General features: G+C 63.8%; 11 protein-coding genes. 6 read left to right on the plus strand and 5 right to left on the minus strand.

The window, feature by feature from the left end; genetic code table 11:
- Positions 1-20: 20 nt before the first annotated feature.
- On the minus strand, positions 21-254 hold the full coding sequence (locus JQ641_RS34335) for a DUF2783 domain-containing protein (protein WP_212000979.1): 234 nt from the start codon (positions 252-254) through the stop codon (positions 21-23).
- Positions 251-1,876: an FAD-dependent oxidoreductase gene (locus JQ641_RS34340; RefSeq protein ID WP_212000981.1), complete on the minus strand. Its 1,626-nt coding sequence runs from the start codon at positions 1,874-1,876 to the stop codon at positions 251-253. The genes JQ641_RS34335 and JQ641_RS34340 overlap by 4 nt, the downstream gene beginning before the upstream one ends.
- Before the next feature lie 245 nt (positions 1,877-2,121).
- On the opposite strand from JQ641_RS34340, the gene JQ641_RS34345 reads away from it, so the two are divergent.
- Positions 2,122-2,571 (plus strand): MarR family winged helix-turn-helix transcriptional regulator, encoded by a 450-nt coding sequence (locus tag JQ641_RS34345; protein WP_349628670.1) that lies wholly within the window; start codon positions 2,122-2,124, stop codon positions 2,569-2,571.
- Positions 2,572-2,720: 149 nt separating this feature from the next.
- Here JQ641_RS34345 and JQ641_RS34350 read toward each other — a convergent pair whose 3' ends face one another.
- Entirely contained in the window at positions 2,721-3,065 is a 345-nt protein-coding gene (locus JQ641_RS34350) for a RidA family protein (RefSeq protein ID WP_212000983.1), read from the minus strand.
- A 12-nt stretch (positions 3,066-3,077) separates the two neighbouring features.
- Positions 3,078-3,881: an N-acyl homoserine lactonase family protein gene (locus JQ641_RS34355; RefSeq protein ID WP_212000986.1), complete on the minus strand. Its 804-nt coding sequence runs from the start codon at positions 3,879-3,881 to the stop codon at positions 3,078-3,080.
- 417 nt (positions 3,882-4,298) lie between these two features.
- On the opposite strand from JQ641_RS34355, the gene JQ641_RS34360 reads away from it, so the two are divergent.
- The 4 genes from JQ641_RS34360 to JQ641_RS34375 all read left to right on the plus strand — a co-directional run bounded on the left by JQ641_RS34360 (position 4,299) and on the right by JQ641_RS34375 (position 10,900).
- Entirely contained in the window at positions 4,299-5,834 is a 1,536-nt protein-coding gene (locus JQ641_RS34360; RefSeq protein WP_212000989.1) for a caspase family protein, read from the plus strand.
- Positions 5,835-5,971: 137 nt separating this feature from the next.
- A complete protein-coding gene (locus JQ641_RS34365) occupies positions 5,972-6,649 on the plus strand; it encodes an OmpA family protein (protein ID WP_212000998.1) in 678 nt (225 codons plus the stop codon).
- 157 nt (positions 6,650-6,806) lie between these two features.
- Complete coding sequence (locus tag JQ641_RS34370; RefSeq protein ID WP_212001000.1) at positions 6,807-7,733, plus strand: efflux RND transporter periplasmic adaptor subunit; 927 nt, start codon at positions 6,807-6,809, stop codon at positions 7,731-7,733.
- Positions 7,733-10,900, plus strand: coding sequence for an efflux RND transporter permease subunit (locus JQ641_RS34375; RefSeq protein ID WP_212001002.1), 3,168 nt, complete (start codon positions 7,733-7,735; stop codon positions 10,898-10,900). The genes JQ641_RS34370 and JQ641_RS34375 overlap by 1 nt, the downstream gene beginning before the upstream one ends.
- A gap of 108 nt (positions 10,901-11,008) precedes the next feature.
- Here the strand turns inward: JQ641_RS34375 and JQ641_RS34380 are convergent, their stop codons facing one another.
- Positions 11,009-11,683, minus strand: a complete 675-nt coding sequence (locus JQ641_RS34380; RefSeq protein WP_192735671.1) for a Crp/Fnr family transcriptional regulator — start codon at positions 11,681-11,683, stop codon at positions 11,009-11,011.
- A 218-nt stretch (positions 11,684-11,901) separates the two neighbouring features.
- On the opposite strand from JQ641_RS34380, the gene JQ641_RS34385 reads away from it, so the two are divergent.
- Entirely contained in the window at positions 11,902-14,061 is a 2,160-nt protein-coding gene (locus tag JQ641_RS34385) for an AsmA family protein (RefSeq protein WP_212001003.1), read from the plus strand.
- Positions 14,062-14,170: the final 109 nt, after the last annotated feature.

Here is a 14,170-nt window from a genome sequence, read left to right on the forward strand (position 1 = left end):
ATGACGGCATGTTCATACTTCTACTGTTGTTGCTGTTGCTGCTGTTGCTGCTGGCTGGCATCGAGCATCCGCCGCTTGGCGAGCGCGATGGCTTCATACAAGACCGCGATGTCGCCGATATGATTAGCGAGCACCAGAACCAGCGCGGCGTCGAGATCGGCGCTTTGCGCATCGCTTAAGCCCCGATGCGCCTCGACGATGGCGCGGAAGGCGTCGTCGGGTTTTGCGAAATTCGAACTGGTGGACAGCGTCATGACAGTCCTCGATTGAGACCCGCCGCACGCGCCAACGCCGCATCCAGCGCCGGCCGGGTCGGATGCCGGAAGCGCGCGGCGACATAGCCGTCGGGCCGCAGCAGATAGGTGGTGCCAGGCTCGGCGTCGTAGCGCGTACCCGCAAGGCCCCTGGTGTCGGCAAGGCCGTCGCCGCCGCCGATGCGAATGGTTTCCACGCCTTCGGGCGCATCGATCGCGGCACCGTTGCCAAATTCCAGCAATGTGAATTGCGCTCCCTTGCCAACGAAGGCTTCGGTCAGAAACATCGACTGACCGCTCGCTGCCGCAATCGGCGCATCCGGCATCGACGCGCCGGGTCGCGGGCCGCCGCGCCACGCATCGCGATCGGCGGTTGATAGCGGCGTGTCATAGGTGGAAGGTACCGACAGCCGTCCGCCATTGACCATGCGCTTGCCGAATTCGGTTTCCTTGGCCAGCGACAGCACCGCCTTGCGCAGCCGCGCCTCCTGCTGCGATACCGGCGCCATGAAATCGGTCGAGCGCGTGGACTCGCGGATGTTCTCGTCCGCCGCGGCGCTGCGTTCGGTGTGGTAACTCTCCAGCAGCGCTTCCGGCGACGACCCGCGCAACACGCGATCGAGTTTCCAGGCGATGTTCTCGGCGTCTTCGAGGCCTGAATTGGCGCCGCGGGCGCCGAACGGCGAGACCTGATGTGCGGCATCGCCGGCAAAGATCACCCGGCCGTGCAAGAACTTGTCCATCCGGCGGCACTGGAATTTGTACAGCGAGATCCATTCGAAATCGAATTTGTCATGGCCAAGCATGCGCGCGATCCGTGGCCGTACATTTTCCGGGCGCTTCTCGACGACAGGATCAGCATCCGGATGCAGCTGCAGGTCGATGCGCCAGATGTCGTCCGGCTGCTTGTGCAACAGCGCGGAGCGTCCGGCGTGGAACGGCGGATCGAACCAGAACCAGCGCTCGGTCGGGAACGCCGCCGTCATCTTGACGTCGGCGATCAGGAATTGATCTTCGAACACTTGCCCGGCGAATTCCGCACCCACCATCTGCCGCAACGACGAGCGGGCGCCGTCGCAGGCGACGACGAAGCCGGCATGCAGCCGGTACGGTCCGTCAGGCGTTTCGACCGTCAACAGCACATGGTCGTTGCGCTGTTCGAGGCCGATCACCTTGTTGCGCCAGCGCAGGTCGATGCCGGAAAGCTCCTGGACCCGATCGACCAGATAGGCCTCGGCATAGAACTGCTGCAGGTTGATAAAGGCCGGCCGCTTGTGGCCCTCCTCCGGCAGCAAATTGAACTGGTAGAGCTGCGAAGCGCCGTGAAAAATCTTGCCGACGCTCCAGACCACGCCCTTGTCGACCATGCGCTGGCCGACGCCGAGCCGGTCCCAGAATTCCAGCGAACGTTTGGAAAAGCAGATCGCGCGCGAGCCCTCGCCGATCCGGTCGGCATCGTCGAGCAGCACCACGGATTGGCCGCGCTGCGCCAGATCGATCGCCAGCGACAGCCCGACCGGCCCGGCGCCGACCACCACGACGGGATGTTCGGCCACATCAGCACCCGCCCGATTCTGGTCGGGGTGCCTGCGGTAGCCGAATTGGGTTTTGGTCTGGACCATTGGAAGGTTTACTCTGGCCAAGGGTGCGCGGACTTGCTAAATTAGTCGCATCTGCAACTATCTTAAACCCGCTGGCGCCCCCGGCGTCAACTGAAATTGGAGCGATTTTGGCCAACGCGTCGTCCAGCGAGAACAGCGCCCGATCCCGATCCGCGCCCGACAGCGACGCGCGCAAAGACGGCGATAAGGACGGAACGCCATCAAAGGTCGCAAAAAACGGCGGACGTCTCGACCTCTTCAAGTTCGTGCCGTTCCGGCTGAACCGGCTGGCGGCAGAAGTCTCCTCGGCGCTCTCGGCCGAATATCAGGTGCGGTACGGGCTCGACATTCCGGAATGGCGCGTGCTGGCGACGCTCGGTTTCCGCGTTGAGCCCTGCAGCGCGCAATACATCGCCCACTGCACCCGCACTCATAAATCGACCATCAGCCGCGCGGTCACCACGCTGATGAAACGGCAGATGATCGAGCGCGTCGAGAACGAAGAGGACCGCCGCGAATTCCGACTGCGCATGACCGGGAAAGGCAAGGCGCTGTATGAGGAGTTGATCCCGCGCCTGCTGCGCCGGGAACAGGAGATTTTGTCGTGCCTCTCCGCGCCGGAGCGAAAGGCGCTGGCCGCGCTGCTCGGCAAGATCGAGGCAAGTCTGGATCTCGTGCAGACCAGTGCCGAGGCCGACGCGAAGGAAGCGTATTAGTCTTCAACCCTCATGGTGAGGAGGCGCTTCTTCAGCGCCGTCTCGAACCATGAGGCCACAGACGGGCCTGCATCCTTCGAGACGCCGCTTCGCGGCTCCTCAGGATGAGGATCTGTCAGCATGCCAGCGCGAACTTTCAACCGCTCCGCCTACTTCACCGCCGTCACCACGATTTCCACGATATGCGGCGGTTCGAGTTCGACGCCGAGGCAGGCGCGCATCGGCGGGTTGGCCTTGTCGACCCATTCGTCCCAGGCGCGGTTCATCTCGCTTTTGCACTTCATGTCGGAGATGTAGACGATCGCCGACAGGATCTTGCTCTTGTTTGAACCGCACAGGGCAAGGCTCTCGTCGATACGTGCGAGCGCCTTGACGCTCTGCTCGTACATCGAAGGCGTCACAGGATCGGGCGCGACCGCCACGGTGAGCACCAGATCATCGTGAACGACGGCGCGGCTGCGGGTTGGCGTGAGGCCGGGAAAGCGCTCGATCATGGCTTGCTCCTACTACACGAACGATCGCGACGGCGCCAGATGCAAGGCGAATGCATCGACCTTGTCGCTGGCCCGCGGATAGATCTCGCTCACGATCGGATCATGGCCAGGAATGAAACGATCGGGGTGGCCGGCCAGCTTTTCAACGATCTCCCAGCCCTGCACCATGTCGCCGACATTGTAGACGATCGGAAACGGGCTGCGCTTCTGCAGGTTGGCGTAGTAATGCGCGGCGTCCGAGGCCAGCACCACCGGCCCGCGCGCGGTCTCGACCCGCACCACCTGCAAACCATCGGAATGGCCGCCTACGCGATGCACGGTGACGCCGGGCGCGATCTCGCCATCGCCATTATGGAACGTGACGCGCTCGCCATAGACATGGCGCACCATCAGCGTGACGTGTTCGACGGAGAACGGGTGCCGGATCAGGCCGTTGCACATGCAGCGCCCGGTCGCGTAGCTCATCTCGCGATCCTGCAGATGGAACCGGGCACCGGGGAAGCGGTCGAGGTTGCCGGCGTGGTCGTAATGCAGATGGGTGACGACGACGTCCTTGATGCTGTCGGCCTTGACGCCAAACGCCTCCAGCGCGTCGACCGGATTGAGGTTGAGCTTGCGCGACCGCGCCTTGGCTTCCTCGGCGTTGAAGCCGGTATCGACCAGGATCTCGCGGCCGTGGCCGCGGATCAGCCAGACGAAGTAGTCGAGGTCCTGCGCCGTGGTGTCGTGCGGATCCGGTATCAGGAAGTTCAGATGAGGGGTGCGCGGCGACATCGTCGCATAGCGCAGTGCGTAGATTTCGTAGGCATTTCCCATCGGTGTCACTTTTCTTGAGGTTTGAGTTTTGGCCGACGTCCACAACAAGCCATCGCCATCCGCAAAGGTCAAACCTCCAGTGCGAATGACCATCACATGACTGGGCGGGCGCACCCAATGTGAGACCGGTTACACCGCCGGTGGCTGGCCGGGCACCAGGGCCACGGCTGGCCCTTGGGAAAGGGTTCACGCAACCACCGGATGATCACGCACCGCAATTTCACGACGAACGGGATTTATTCCCCCTCAATCCCCAAGGAATCCCCAGAGGTTCATCGCGGTGAATTGTCGCAATTAACGTCGCCTTCGCAAGTGGTTGACGGCCTGCGGGGCTCGTTTGATAATGCGGTTTGCGTGGAGTATGGTCGCCGCGGCGCAAGCTGGGATCGGCGCTTTTTTGGCTGGACTGCGGTGATAATGAAAATCCGCCTTGCATTGCTGCTCACAGTGATTTTTTCCGTGGCGTCGATCGCCCCGTCGTTCGGGGCCGGCGAGCGCTTTGCGCTGGTGATCGGCAATTCGAAATATCCGGATGCCGAAGCGCCGCTGAAAGAGCCGATCAACGACGCGCGCGATGTCGCCGAAGAACTCAAGCGCGATGGCTTCAACGTCGATATCGGCGAAAACCTCACCGGCGACGGCATGCGCCGGGCCTTCGAGCGCCTGTACGGCAAGATCAAGCCCGGCTCGGTCGCCCTGATCTTCTTCTCGGGTTTCGGCATCCAGGCGAACCGCCAGAGCTACATGATCCCGGTCGACGCGCAGATCTGGGCCGAGGCCGACGTGCGGCGCGACGGCTTCAGCCTCGAGATGGTGCTGGGCGAGATCAACAGCCGCGGCGCCGGCGTCAAGATCGCCCTGGTCGACGCCTCCCGGCGCAATCCGTTCGAGCGCCGGTTCCGCAGTTTTTCCGCCGGACTTGCGCCGGTCATTGCGCCGAACGGCTCTCTGGTGATGTATTCGGCGGCCCTTTCGTCGGTCATTTCGGATAATGGCAGCGATCGCAGCCTGTTTGTGCGGGAACTGCTCAAGGAAATCCGCACCCCCGATTTGATGGCCGAGGAAACTTTGAATCGCACCCGGGTCGGCGTCACCCGCGCCTCGCGCCAGGAACAGGTGCCGTGGATTTCGTCGTCGCTGGCCGAGGATTTCTCCTTCATCCCGGGTGGTGGCGCAGGGCCGAAGCCTTCGAGTCCGCCCCCGCCGGCCCCGCCTCCGGTTGTCACCCCCTCTCCGCCTCCGGTCGCCATCGCTCCTCCGGCTCCACCCACGCCAACACCGACACCCGCTCCGTCACCTCCGCCCGCCCAGGTGGCCATTGCGACGCCGGCACCGCCGCCGCCCGCACCGCCGCCGACCGTAGTACCGCCACCGCCAAAACAGATCGAAGTCACGGTTCCGCCACCCGCACCGCCAGCCAAGCCGCCCGAGGGCAACACGGCGATCGCGGCGCTCGCCGATGATCCGACCATCAAGAGCCTCACCGCCAGGCTCAACGACAACCCCGACGATGGCGCCGCGCTGTATCGGCGGGGCCAGGTCTATGCCAGCAAGGGTGCCTACGAACTCGCGATCAAGGACTTCAACAATTCGCTGCGGCTCAACCCGAAGGATGTGGAAGCCTACAACAACCGCTGTTGGGCCCGCACGGTGATCGGCGACCTGCAGGCCGCGCTGAAGGATTGCAACGAGGCGCTGCGGCTGCGGCCGAATTTCGTCGATGCGCTGGACAGCCGCGGCCTCGTCAACCTCAAGAGCGGACAGACCAAGAATGCAATTGCTGACTTCGACGCCGCGCTGAAGATCAACCCGAGATTGACCTCTTCGCTGTACGGAAGGGGCATTGCCAAGAAGCGCAACGGCTCGATCCCGGAAGGCGATCTGGATATCAGCAACGCCAAGGCGATGGATCCGAATATCGTTAAGGAATTCGCCGATTACGGGGTACAGTGACGATTATTTGACGCTAATTGGCGGCCCCCTCGAACCGGCAGGCGGGCGGCTAGACTAACCGTAATAGGCCGCGACCGGATTGGTCCGGCAGCTCATTTTGAATCACGTTTTGGAACCACGCGCAGGAGGGACTGGTAATGTCACAGAGCTCTGGAACAAAGACCCTGACCGGACTCCTTTCGATCGCGACGCTCGGCGCCGCCCTCTGCTTTGGCATGACGGGCGCTGTTGCCGAGGAGAAGGCCAAGGACAAGAACGTGACCGAGGATCAGATCCTCCGCGCGCTGGCGCCGGAGAAGAAGCCGCTGACCCGCGGCCTGTCGGTCGGTCCGCAGCAGGTTGACCAGGCCGCAGCCGCCGCCGAAGGGCAGTTCGTCCAGAAGATCCGCGGCCGCTCGACGCGCTCGCTGACGTTCACCGAGCGTGAAGAGATCGCCGCGATCGTCAAGGACAAGCCCAAGATCGATCTGGAAATCAACTTCGACTACAACTCGGCCGATATCAGCCCGAGATCGCTGGCATCGGTTCAGGCGCTCGGCCGCGCATTGTCCAGTTCCGACCTGAAAGGCTCGACCTTCGTGGTCGCTGGTCATACCGACGCAGCCGGCGGCGAAGGCTACAACCAGGACCTTTCCGAGCGGCGCGCCGACGCGATCAAGCGCTATCTGGTCGACAAATACGGCATCAACGGCACCGATCTGGTGACCGTCGGTTACGGCAAGAGCAAGCTGAAGGACGCGAACCAGCCGATGGCCGAAGCCAATCGCCGCGTGCAGGTTGTGAACATGGAGAACAAGGCCACTGCGTCGAAATAGCCTGTTCAAGTAGGCCGTGGCGTTGACCTAGATTTTCCGGCTACAATGCGTCCCGCAGCACCCTTGCGGGACGCATTTTGTTTTGGGTTCATTGTGATTTTTCGGTGAACCGGATGCACCCCGCTTCATTTGACTTCCAGTCTGGACTGATCCGGCGATGAAACTCTCCGAATACCTCAAACCTGCGCTCGGAGTAGCGTTCGTTGTTGTTGTAGGTAGCTTCTACTACTGGTTCGAGCACCGCTCCCGTCCCGAGCCCAAGGATGCGCCCAGCCAGGCGCTGGTGATCGTGACCAAATCCACCAATGCCTGCTTCTCCGACATGGTGCGGGTCACCGGATTTATCGTGCCGCGCCGCGAAGCGCAGGTTGGCGTCGATCAGGAAGGCTCCAGGGTCACCGATGTCTTCGTCCGCGAAGGCGACATGGTGACGGACAATCAGGAATTGGCACGCTTGACCGCGCCGCCGCAGCAGCCGGGAGCGCCAGGCGGCAGGGGCGGACCGATATCGCTGCGCACGCCTGGCCCAGGTCTCGTTACCGAAGTCAGGACCGCCGTCGGCGCGCCGGCCTCGCCGCAGGCCGGACCGATGTTCCGGATTTCGGTCAACAACGAGATCGAGCTGGAGGCCGAAGTGCCGAGCGTCCACCTGCTCAAGCTCAATCCCGGCGCCACGGTGCGGATCAGCCGCGACGACGCGCCCGATCTGGTCGGCAAGATAAGGCAAATCTCGCCGCAGATCGACCGCGCGACCCAGCTCGGCAAGGTCAGGATTTCGCTGAACAACAATCCCTCGCTCAAGGTCGGCATGTTCGCCCGCGCCAATATCGACGCCAAGCGCAGCTGTGGCGTCGCGGTGCCGCGTACCGCCATCGACCGCCTGACCCTGCAAGTGGTCAAGGAGAACAACAGGATCGAGACGCGAAAAGTCCGGGTCGGCCTGACGTCGGACACCTCTACCGAAATTCTTGAAGGCCTCGCCGTCGGCGAAACCGTCGTGGCCGATGCTGGAACCTCGCTGCATGACGGTGACCAGATCAAGACCATGTTTGCCGACGAACTCGAGCGCACGCGGACACGATAATGGCTTTGAACATCTCGGCATGGTCGATCCGGAACCCGCTTCCGTCCATCGTCTTTTCGATCATCCTTCTGGTGCTGGGATGGGTCAGCTTCACCAAGCTCGCGGTCACGCGGCTGCCGAGCGCCGACATCCCCGTGATCTCGGTGGCGGTCTCGCAGTTCGGCGCGGCGCCTTCGGAGCTTGAATCTCAGGTCACCAAGACGATCGAGGACGGCGTATCCGGCGTCGAGGGCGTGCGGCACATTTCGTCGTCGATCACCGACGGCCTGTCGCTGACCACGATCCAGTTCGCGCTCGAAACCAACACCGACCGCGCGCTGAACGACATCAAGGACGCCGTCACCCGCGTTCGCGCCAGTCTGCCGCAAAACGTCACCGAGCCGCTGATCCAGCGCGTCGACGTGATCGGCCTGCCGATCGTCACCTATGCCGCGATCTCTCCGGGCAAGACGCCGGAGCAGCTCTCCTATTTCGTCGACGACGTCGTCAAACGCGCGCTGCAGGGCGTCCGCGGCGTCGCCCAGGTCGAGCGCATCGGCGGTGTCGAGCGCGAGATTCTGGTCTCGCTCGATCCCGACCGGTTGCAGGCCTCGGGGCTGACCGCCGTCAATGTCAGCCAGATCCTGCGCGGCACCAATGTCGACCTCGCCGGCGGCCGCGCCGGCATCGGCAACAACGACCAGGCGATCCGCACCCTGGCCGGCGCCAAGACGCTGAACGAACTCGCCGGCACCATGATCCCGCTGTTCGGCGGCGGCGAGGTGCGGCTCGACGACCTCGGCACCGTCACCGACACCATCGCCGATCGCCGGACCTTTGCCCGCTTCAATGGCGAGCCGGTGGTCGCCCTCGGCATCAAGCGCTCGAAGGGCGCCAGTGACGTGGTGGTCGCCGCCGCCGTGCAAAAACGCATCGATGCGCTGAAGGCGGCCTATCCCGACGTGGACCTGAAGATGATCGACACGTCCGTCGATTTCACCAAGGGCAATTACGAGGCGGCGATCTCGACCCTGTTCGAGGGCGCAATTCTCGCCGTCGTCGTCGTGCTGCTTTTCCTGCGCGACATCCGCGCCACGATCATCGCCGCGATCTCGCTGCCGCTGTCGATCTTCCCGGCATTCTGGGTGATGGATCTGCTCGGCTTTTCGCTCAACCTCGTCAGCTTCCTCGCCATCACGCTGTCGACGGGCATTCTGGTCGACGACGCCATCGTCGAAATCGAAAACATCGTCCGCCACATGCGCATGGGCAAGACGCCCTACCGCGCCGCGCTGGAAGCCGCCGACGAAATCGGCCTCGCCGTGATCGCGATCTCGCTGACCATCATCGCGATCTTCGCGCCGGCGAGCTTCATGTCCGGGATCGCCGGACAGTTCTTCAAGCAATTCGGCATCACCGTGTCGGTGCAGGTGTTCTTCTCGCTGCTGGCGGCGCGCTTCGTCACGCCGGTGCTGGCGGCCTACTTCCTCAAGGATCACCCGCATGAGGACCCGCCGCCCGGTCGCCTGCTGAAGGCTTACACCAGGCTCGTGACATGGTCGGTGAGACACTACTTCATCACCGTGCTGGCCGGACTTGCGATATTCGCCGCCTCGATCTGGAGCATCACGCTGCTGCCGCAGGGCTTCCTGCCGGCGCAGGACACCGCGCGTTCGCTGCTGGCGATGGAGCTGCCGCCAGGCTCGCAACTCGCCTACACCGAGAAGGTGACGGAGGAAATCGTCCAGCGCCTGCGCAAGCGCCCGGAGATCAAGAGCATATTCGTCGATGGCGGAAGGGTGCCGCCGGGAACGCAGGAAGTGCGGCGTGCCGCGCTGATCATCAACTACACGCCGAAGAAGGACCGCGACAGCAAGCACACCCAGCGCCTGCTCGAGCTCGATATCAGCAAGGAACTGGAAAACGTCCCGGACATCCGGTTCTGGTTCCTCGATGAAAACGGCCTGCGTGCGATTTCGCTCGTCGTAACCGGCATCGACAGCAACATCGTCGGCAACGTCGCCAACGAACTCGCGACCCAGATGAAGCGGATTCCGATCATCGCCAACGTGATCTCGGAAACCTCGCTCGACCGGCCGGAGCTTCGGATTCGCCCAAGGGCCGAACTGGCGGCACGGCTTGGTGTCTCCACCGAAAGCCTGTCGCAAACCATCCGTGTCGCCACCATCGGCGACGTCGGCCCGGCGCTCGCCAAGTTCGATGCCGGCGACCGCCAGGTGCCGATCCGCGTCCAGCTCGAGGACAGCGCGCGCGGCGACCTGCAGATGCTGCAGCAGTTGCGGGTGCCGCTCGGCCAGCGCGGCGAGCGCGGCGGCGTGCCGCTGTCCGTCGTCGCCGACATCCAGCTCGACCAGGGCCCGACCAGCATCAACCGTTACGACCGGGAACGGCAGGCCACCGTCGCAGCCGACCTCGTCGGCACCGCGGCGCTGGGCGATGCGACCAAGATGATCTACGACCTGCCCGTGATGAAGAGCCTGCCCAAGGGCGTCAAGGTCAGCCCGTCGGGCGACGCCGAAAGCCTGGCTGAATTGTCGGACGGTTTTGCCACCGCCATCACCGCCGGCCTGATGATGGTCTACGCCGTGCTGGTGCTGTTGTTCGGCACCTTCCTGCAGCCGATCACCATCCTGTTCTCGCTGCCGCTTTCGATCGGCGGCGCGATTGCAGCCTTGCTGCTGACCGGCAAGCAGCTGACCACGCCGGTGTGGATCGGCATCCTGATGCTGATGGGCATCGTCACCAAGAACGCCATCATGCTGGTGGAGTTCGCGGTCGAGTCGATCCGCGAAGGCAACAAGCGCGATTTTGCGATCATCGACGCCGGCATCAAGCGCGCCCGCCCCATCATCATGACCACCATCGCGATGGCGGCCGGCATGATGCCGTCAGCGCTGGCATTCGGCGCCGGCGGCGAGTTCCGTTCGCCGATGGCGCTCGCGGTGATCGGCGGCCTGCTGTTCTCGACGGTGCTGTCGCTGGTGTTCGTGCCGGCGATGTTCATGATGATGGACGATCTCGGCGCGCTGATCTGGCGCTACGGCAAGCTGCTGCTGGCCTCGGAAGCCGAGAGCGACGATGTTCCGCCGGGCGGCCATCACACCGCACCACCTCCAGCCAAGGGACCGCCCCCGGTCCCGCCGGCGATGTCACCCGCGGCGAAGTGAGGCGCGACCAGAGCCTTGTCCGTTCCGATTTGAATCGGAACGGGGCTCTATCTTTCTTTTGACACGTTTTCTTGACGCGAACCGGAATCCACTTCGCTGGAAAACGCTTTACTCGTTGCGCGCCACCGTCGTCAGCTTGTTCAGGTTCTGCAGCAGGATGCGCCCGCGCTGCAGATCCAGAATGCCGTCCTTGCGCCAGGCCTGCAGTTGACGGTTGACGCTTTCGCGCGCAGCGCCGACGAACACGCCGAGCTGCTCCTGCGAAATATGCACTTCCGATCCGAAATCGGCAGCCAGCGCCACCAGTCTTCGCGCCAGCCGGACCGGCAGCGGCTGCAGCATGGATTCTTCCATCCGCTCGCTCTGCCAGCGGATGCGCTGGCACAGCAGCGTGATGATCTTGATGGCGACCTTCGGCTCACGTTCGAGGAAGGCGAGGAAGTCCTCACGCCGGAGCACGAACAGTTCCGTCGCCTCGCCGGCGGTAGCGTCCGCGGTGCGGCTTTGGCCGTCGAGCACGGCGACTTCGCCGAACAGATCGCCCGAACCCATGAAGTTCAGGGTCAAGCGGCTGCCGTCGGAGGCGCCGGTCTCGATCCGGATCTGGCCGCGGCGGACCCCGTAAAGGGCGTCGCCGGGGTCCCCCTTCTGGAACAGCATCTCGCCGAGCCCCAATTGCTGGGTGTGGCAGAGTCCGGAGATTCGCTGCAGCTCGTCGGCGCCAAGGTCCGCGAACATCGGGTTCATCTTCAAAATGACCGCAAATTCGGCCTGTTTGCTCATTGGTTTGCCTTCCAGTTCGATCCCAAAACCGTCCCCAAAGGCCCTAGCAAGATTCACCCCGACCGAAGTGTGTCATAAGTCACATAGCATTGCAGCAGGCTTGGAATAATTTTGGCTTCTTTGAGCGATGTCCCCTTCCGGGATAAGCTCGCTTGTCCGGCTGTGCCCCATCGGGCGCGGCCGAAACCGACGCCGTTTGCCCGGCCTGGAAAGTCGAAATGAGAGCATTGAAATTCGCCGGGGCCGCCATCGGCACCGTGATCGTCATCATCGGGCTGCTGCTCGTGATCGGCATCCCGTCCGGCTTCATGACGTCGCAGATCCAGGAACGGGTCGAGCGCGAGACCGGCTACAAGCTCACCATCAACGGCGGAACCAGGGTCGGGTTCTGGCCGTCGCTCAACATCACGCTGAACGACGTTGCGCTGCAGGATCCGAAAGACCGCGACATCAACCACCGCCTCACCGCGGTCAGCATCCAGGCCGACGTGACACTGGCGAGCCTGTGGTCCGGCAAACCGCAGGTTACCGAACTTGTCATCGTTCGTCCGGTGCTGAACCTGCCGCTGCAGCGCGAACGCATCAAGGATATCAATCCGCCGTCGAAGCCGGCCGCCGCGATCAAGGGCGAGGCCTTTACGATCGAGCATGTCAGCGTCACCGGCGGCACGATCGTGTTTTCCAATCTGCGCGACCGCGTCGAGAACAGGATCGAGACCATCAACGCCGACATGACGATCGATGCCGACCGCAAGATCCGGGCGACCGGCAATGCCCGCGCCGGCGAGCACGCGCTGAAATTCGACATCAAGGCGGTGGCCCCCGCACCGCCGCTCGAACGGCAGAACATCCCGACCGAATTCAAGATCGACGCGCCCGGCATCCTGCACGGGCAGCTGTCGGGCAAGGCGGAAGTCCGGCTCAACGGCCCGGTGGTGATGATCAACGGCCTGACCGGCACGCTCGGCGACGGCGCGTTCAATGGCTGGGCCTCGGTCGATACCGCTAGCAAGCCGCTGGTGAAGCTCGATCTCGATTTCCAGCGGCTCGATGTCGCGATGGGCCGTGGTGACAGCGGTTCGGCGGCGCAGCCCTGGAGCAACGCCACGATCAATCTCAATGGCCTCAATTATGTCGACGCCCAGGCGCGGATCTCCGCGGCGGCGCTCAATATCGGCGACGCGCGTTTCGCGCCGGCGGCTATCGACGTCACGCTGAGCAGCGGCGTGCTGAAGACGCAGGTTTCCAACCTCGGCGCTTATGACGGCAACACCAATGGCGATCTCACCATCGATGCTTCGACCGCCAATCCTTCGTTTGCGCTGCGCGCCGATCTCACCGGCGTGCGCGCGCTGCCGCTGCTGAGGAGTCTGGCCGATTTCGACAAGCTCGACGGCAAGATGCAAACCAAGATCAGTGTGCGTTCCACCGGCAACAGCCAGCGCGCGATCATGGCGGGCTTGCAGGGCACGGCGTTCGTCGTGTTCCAGGACGGCGCCATCAAGGGCCTCAACGTCGCCCAGATGATCCGCTCGCTAACCTCGGGCACCCTGTCCGGCTGGCAGGAGGGGCAGGAGCTGAAGACGGATCTGTCGCAGCTTTCGGCGTCGTTCAAGATCGACAAGGGGCAGGCCGTCACCACCGATCTCAATCTGATCGGCCCGCTGGTGCGGATGACGGGCGTCGGCACCATTGCGCTCGACACCAAGCAGATCGGGTTCCGCGTCGAACCAAAGCTCGTGATGACCACTGAAGGCCAGGGCCGCGCCAACGAGCCGGTCGGGTTCGGTATTCCCGTGATGATCGAGGGGCCGTGGGGCGCGCCGAAAATCTATCCGGACATGCAGGGCATTTTGGATAATCCCGACGCCGCCTATGCCAAGCTCAAGGAGATGGGCAAGGGCCTGTTCGGTCCCAATGGTGGCGGCCTCGGCTCCGCCCTCGGCGGCCTGCTCGGCGGACAACAGGGTGTCCCGGGGGGACAACCGGCCGGACCGGGTGGCCAGCAAGGCAGCGGGCTTGAGGGGATTCTGGGTGGACTGCTCGGCGGCGGCCAGCCGGGGGGACAGGGTGGCCAAGGTGGCCAAGGCGGCGGCAGGCCTAACGACCCGCTCGGCGGCCAGCTGGGCGAGGCCATCGGCAATCTGCTGCAGCAAGGCCTGAATAGCGGTCAAGGCGGTCAGGGCAGACCCGCTCAAGGGAGTGCCGGCCAGGCCGCCCCGCGGCCGAACAGCCCGCGCAGCATTCCGATTCCCGGCCAGCAGCCCGCTGATGCCGAGCCCGCGGCGCCCGCCGCCCCGTTGGCGCAAAATGACGGTGCTCCGCAAGCTGACAGCCAGCCGATGAACGACGTCTTGCGACAGCTGTTTAATCGCTGAGTTGTCCGTCATGGCCGGGCATAGCCGTCCGAGGGACGGCGTCGCTTCCGCTCGCCCATGCCCGGGCATGACGAGAATCCCGGGATATCCGCCCAAAGTCGGGGCTAAC

The sequence above is a fragment of the Bradyrhizobium sp. JYMT SZCCT0180 genome (assembly GCF_018130165.1).
GTDB lineage: Bacteria > Pseudomonadota > Alphaproteobacteria > Rhizobiales > Xanthobacteraceae > Bradyrhizobium.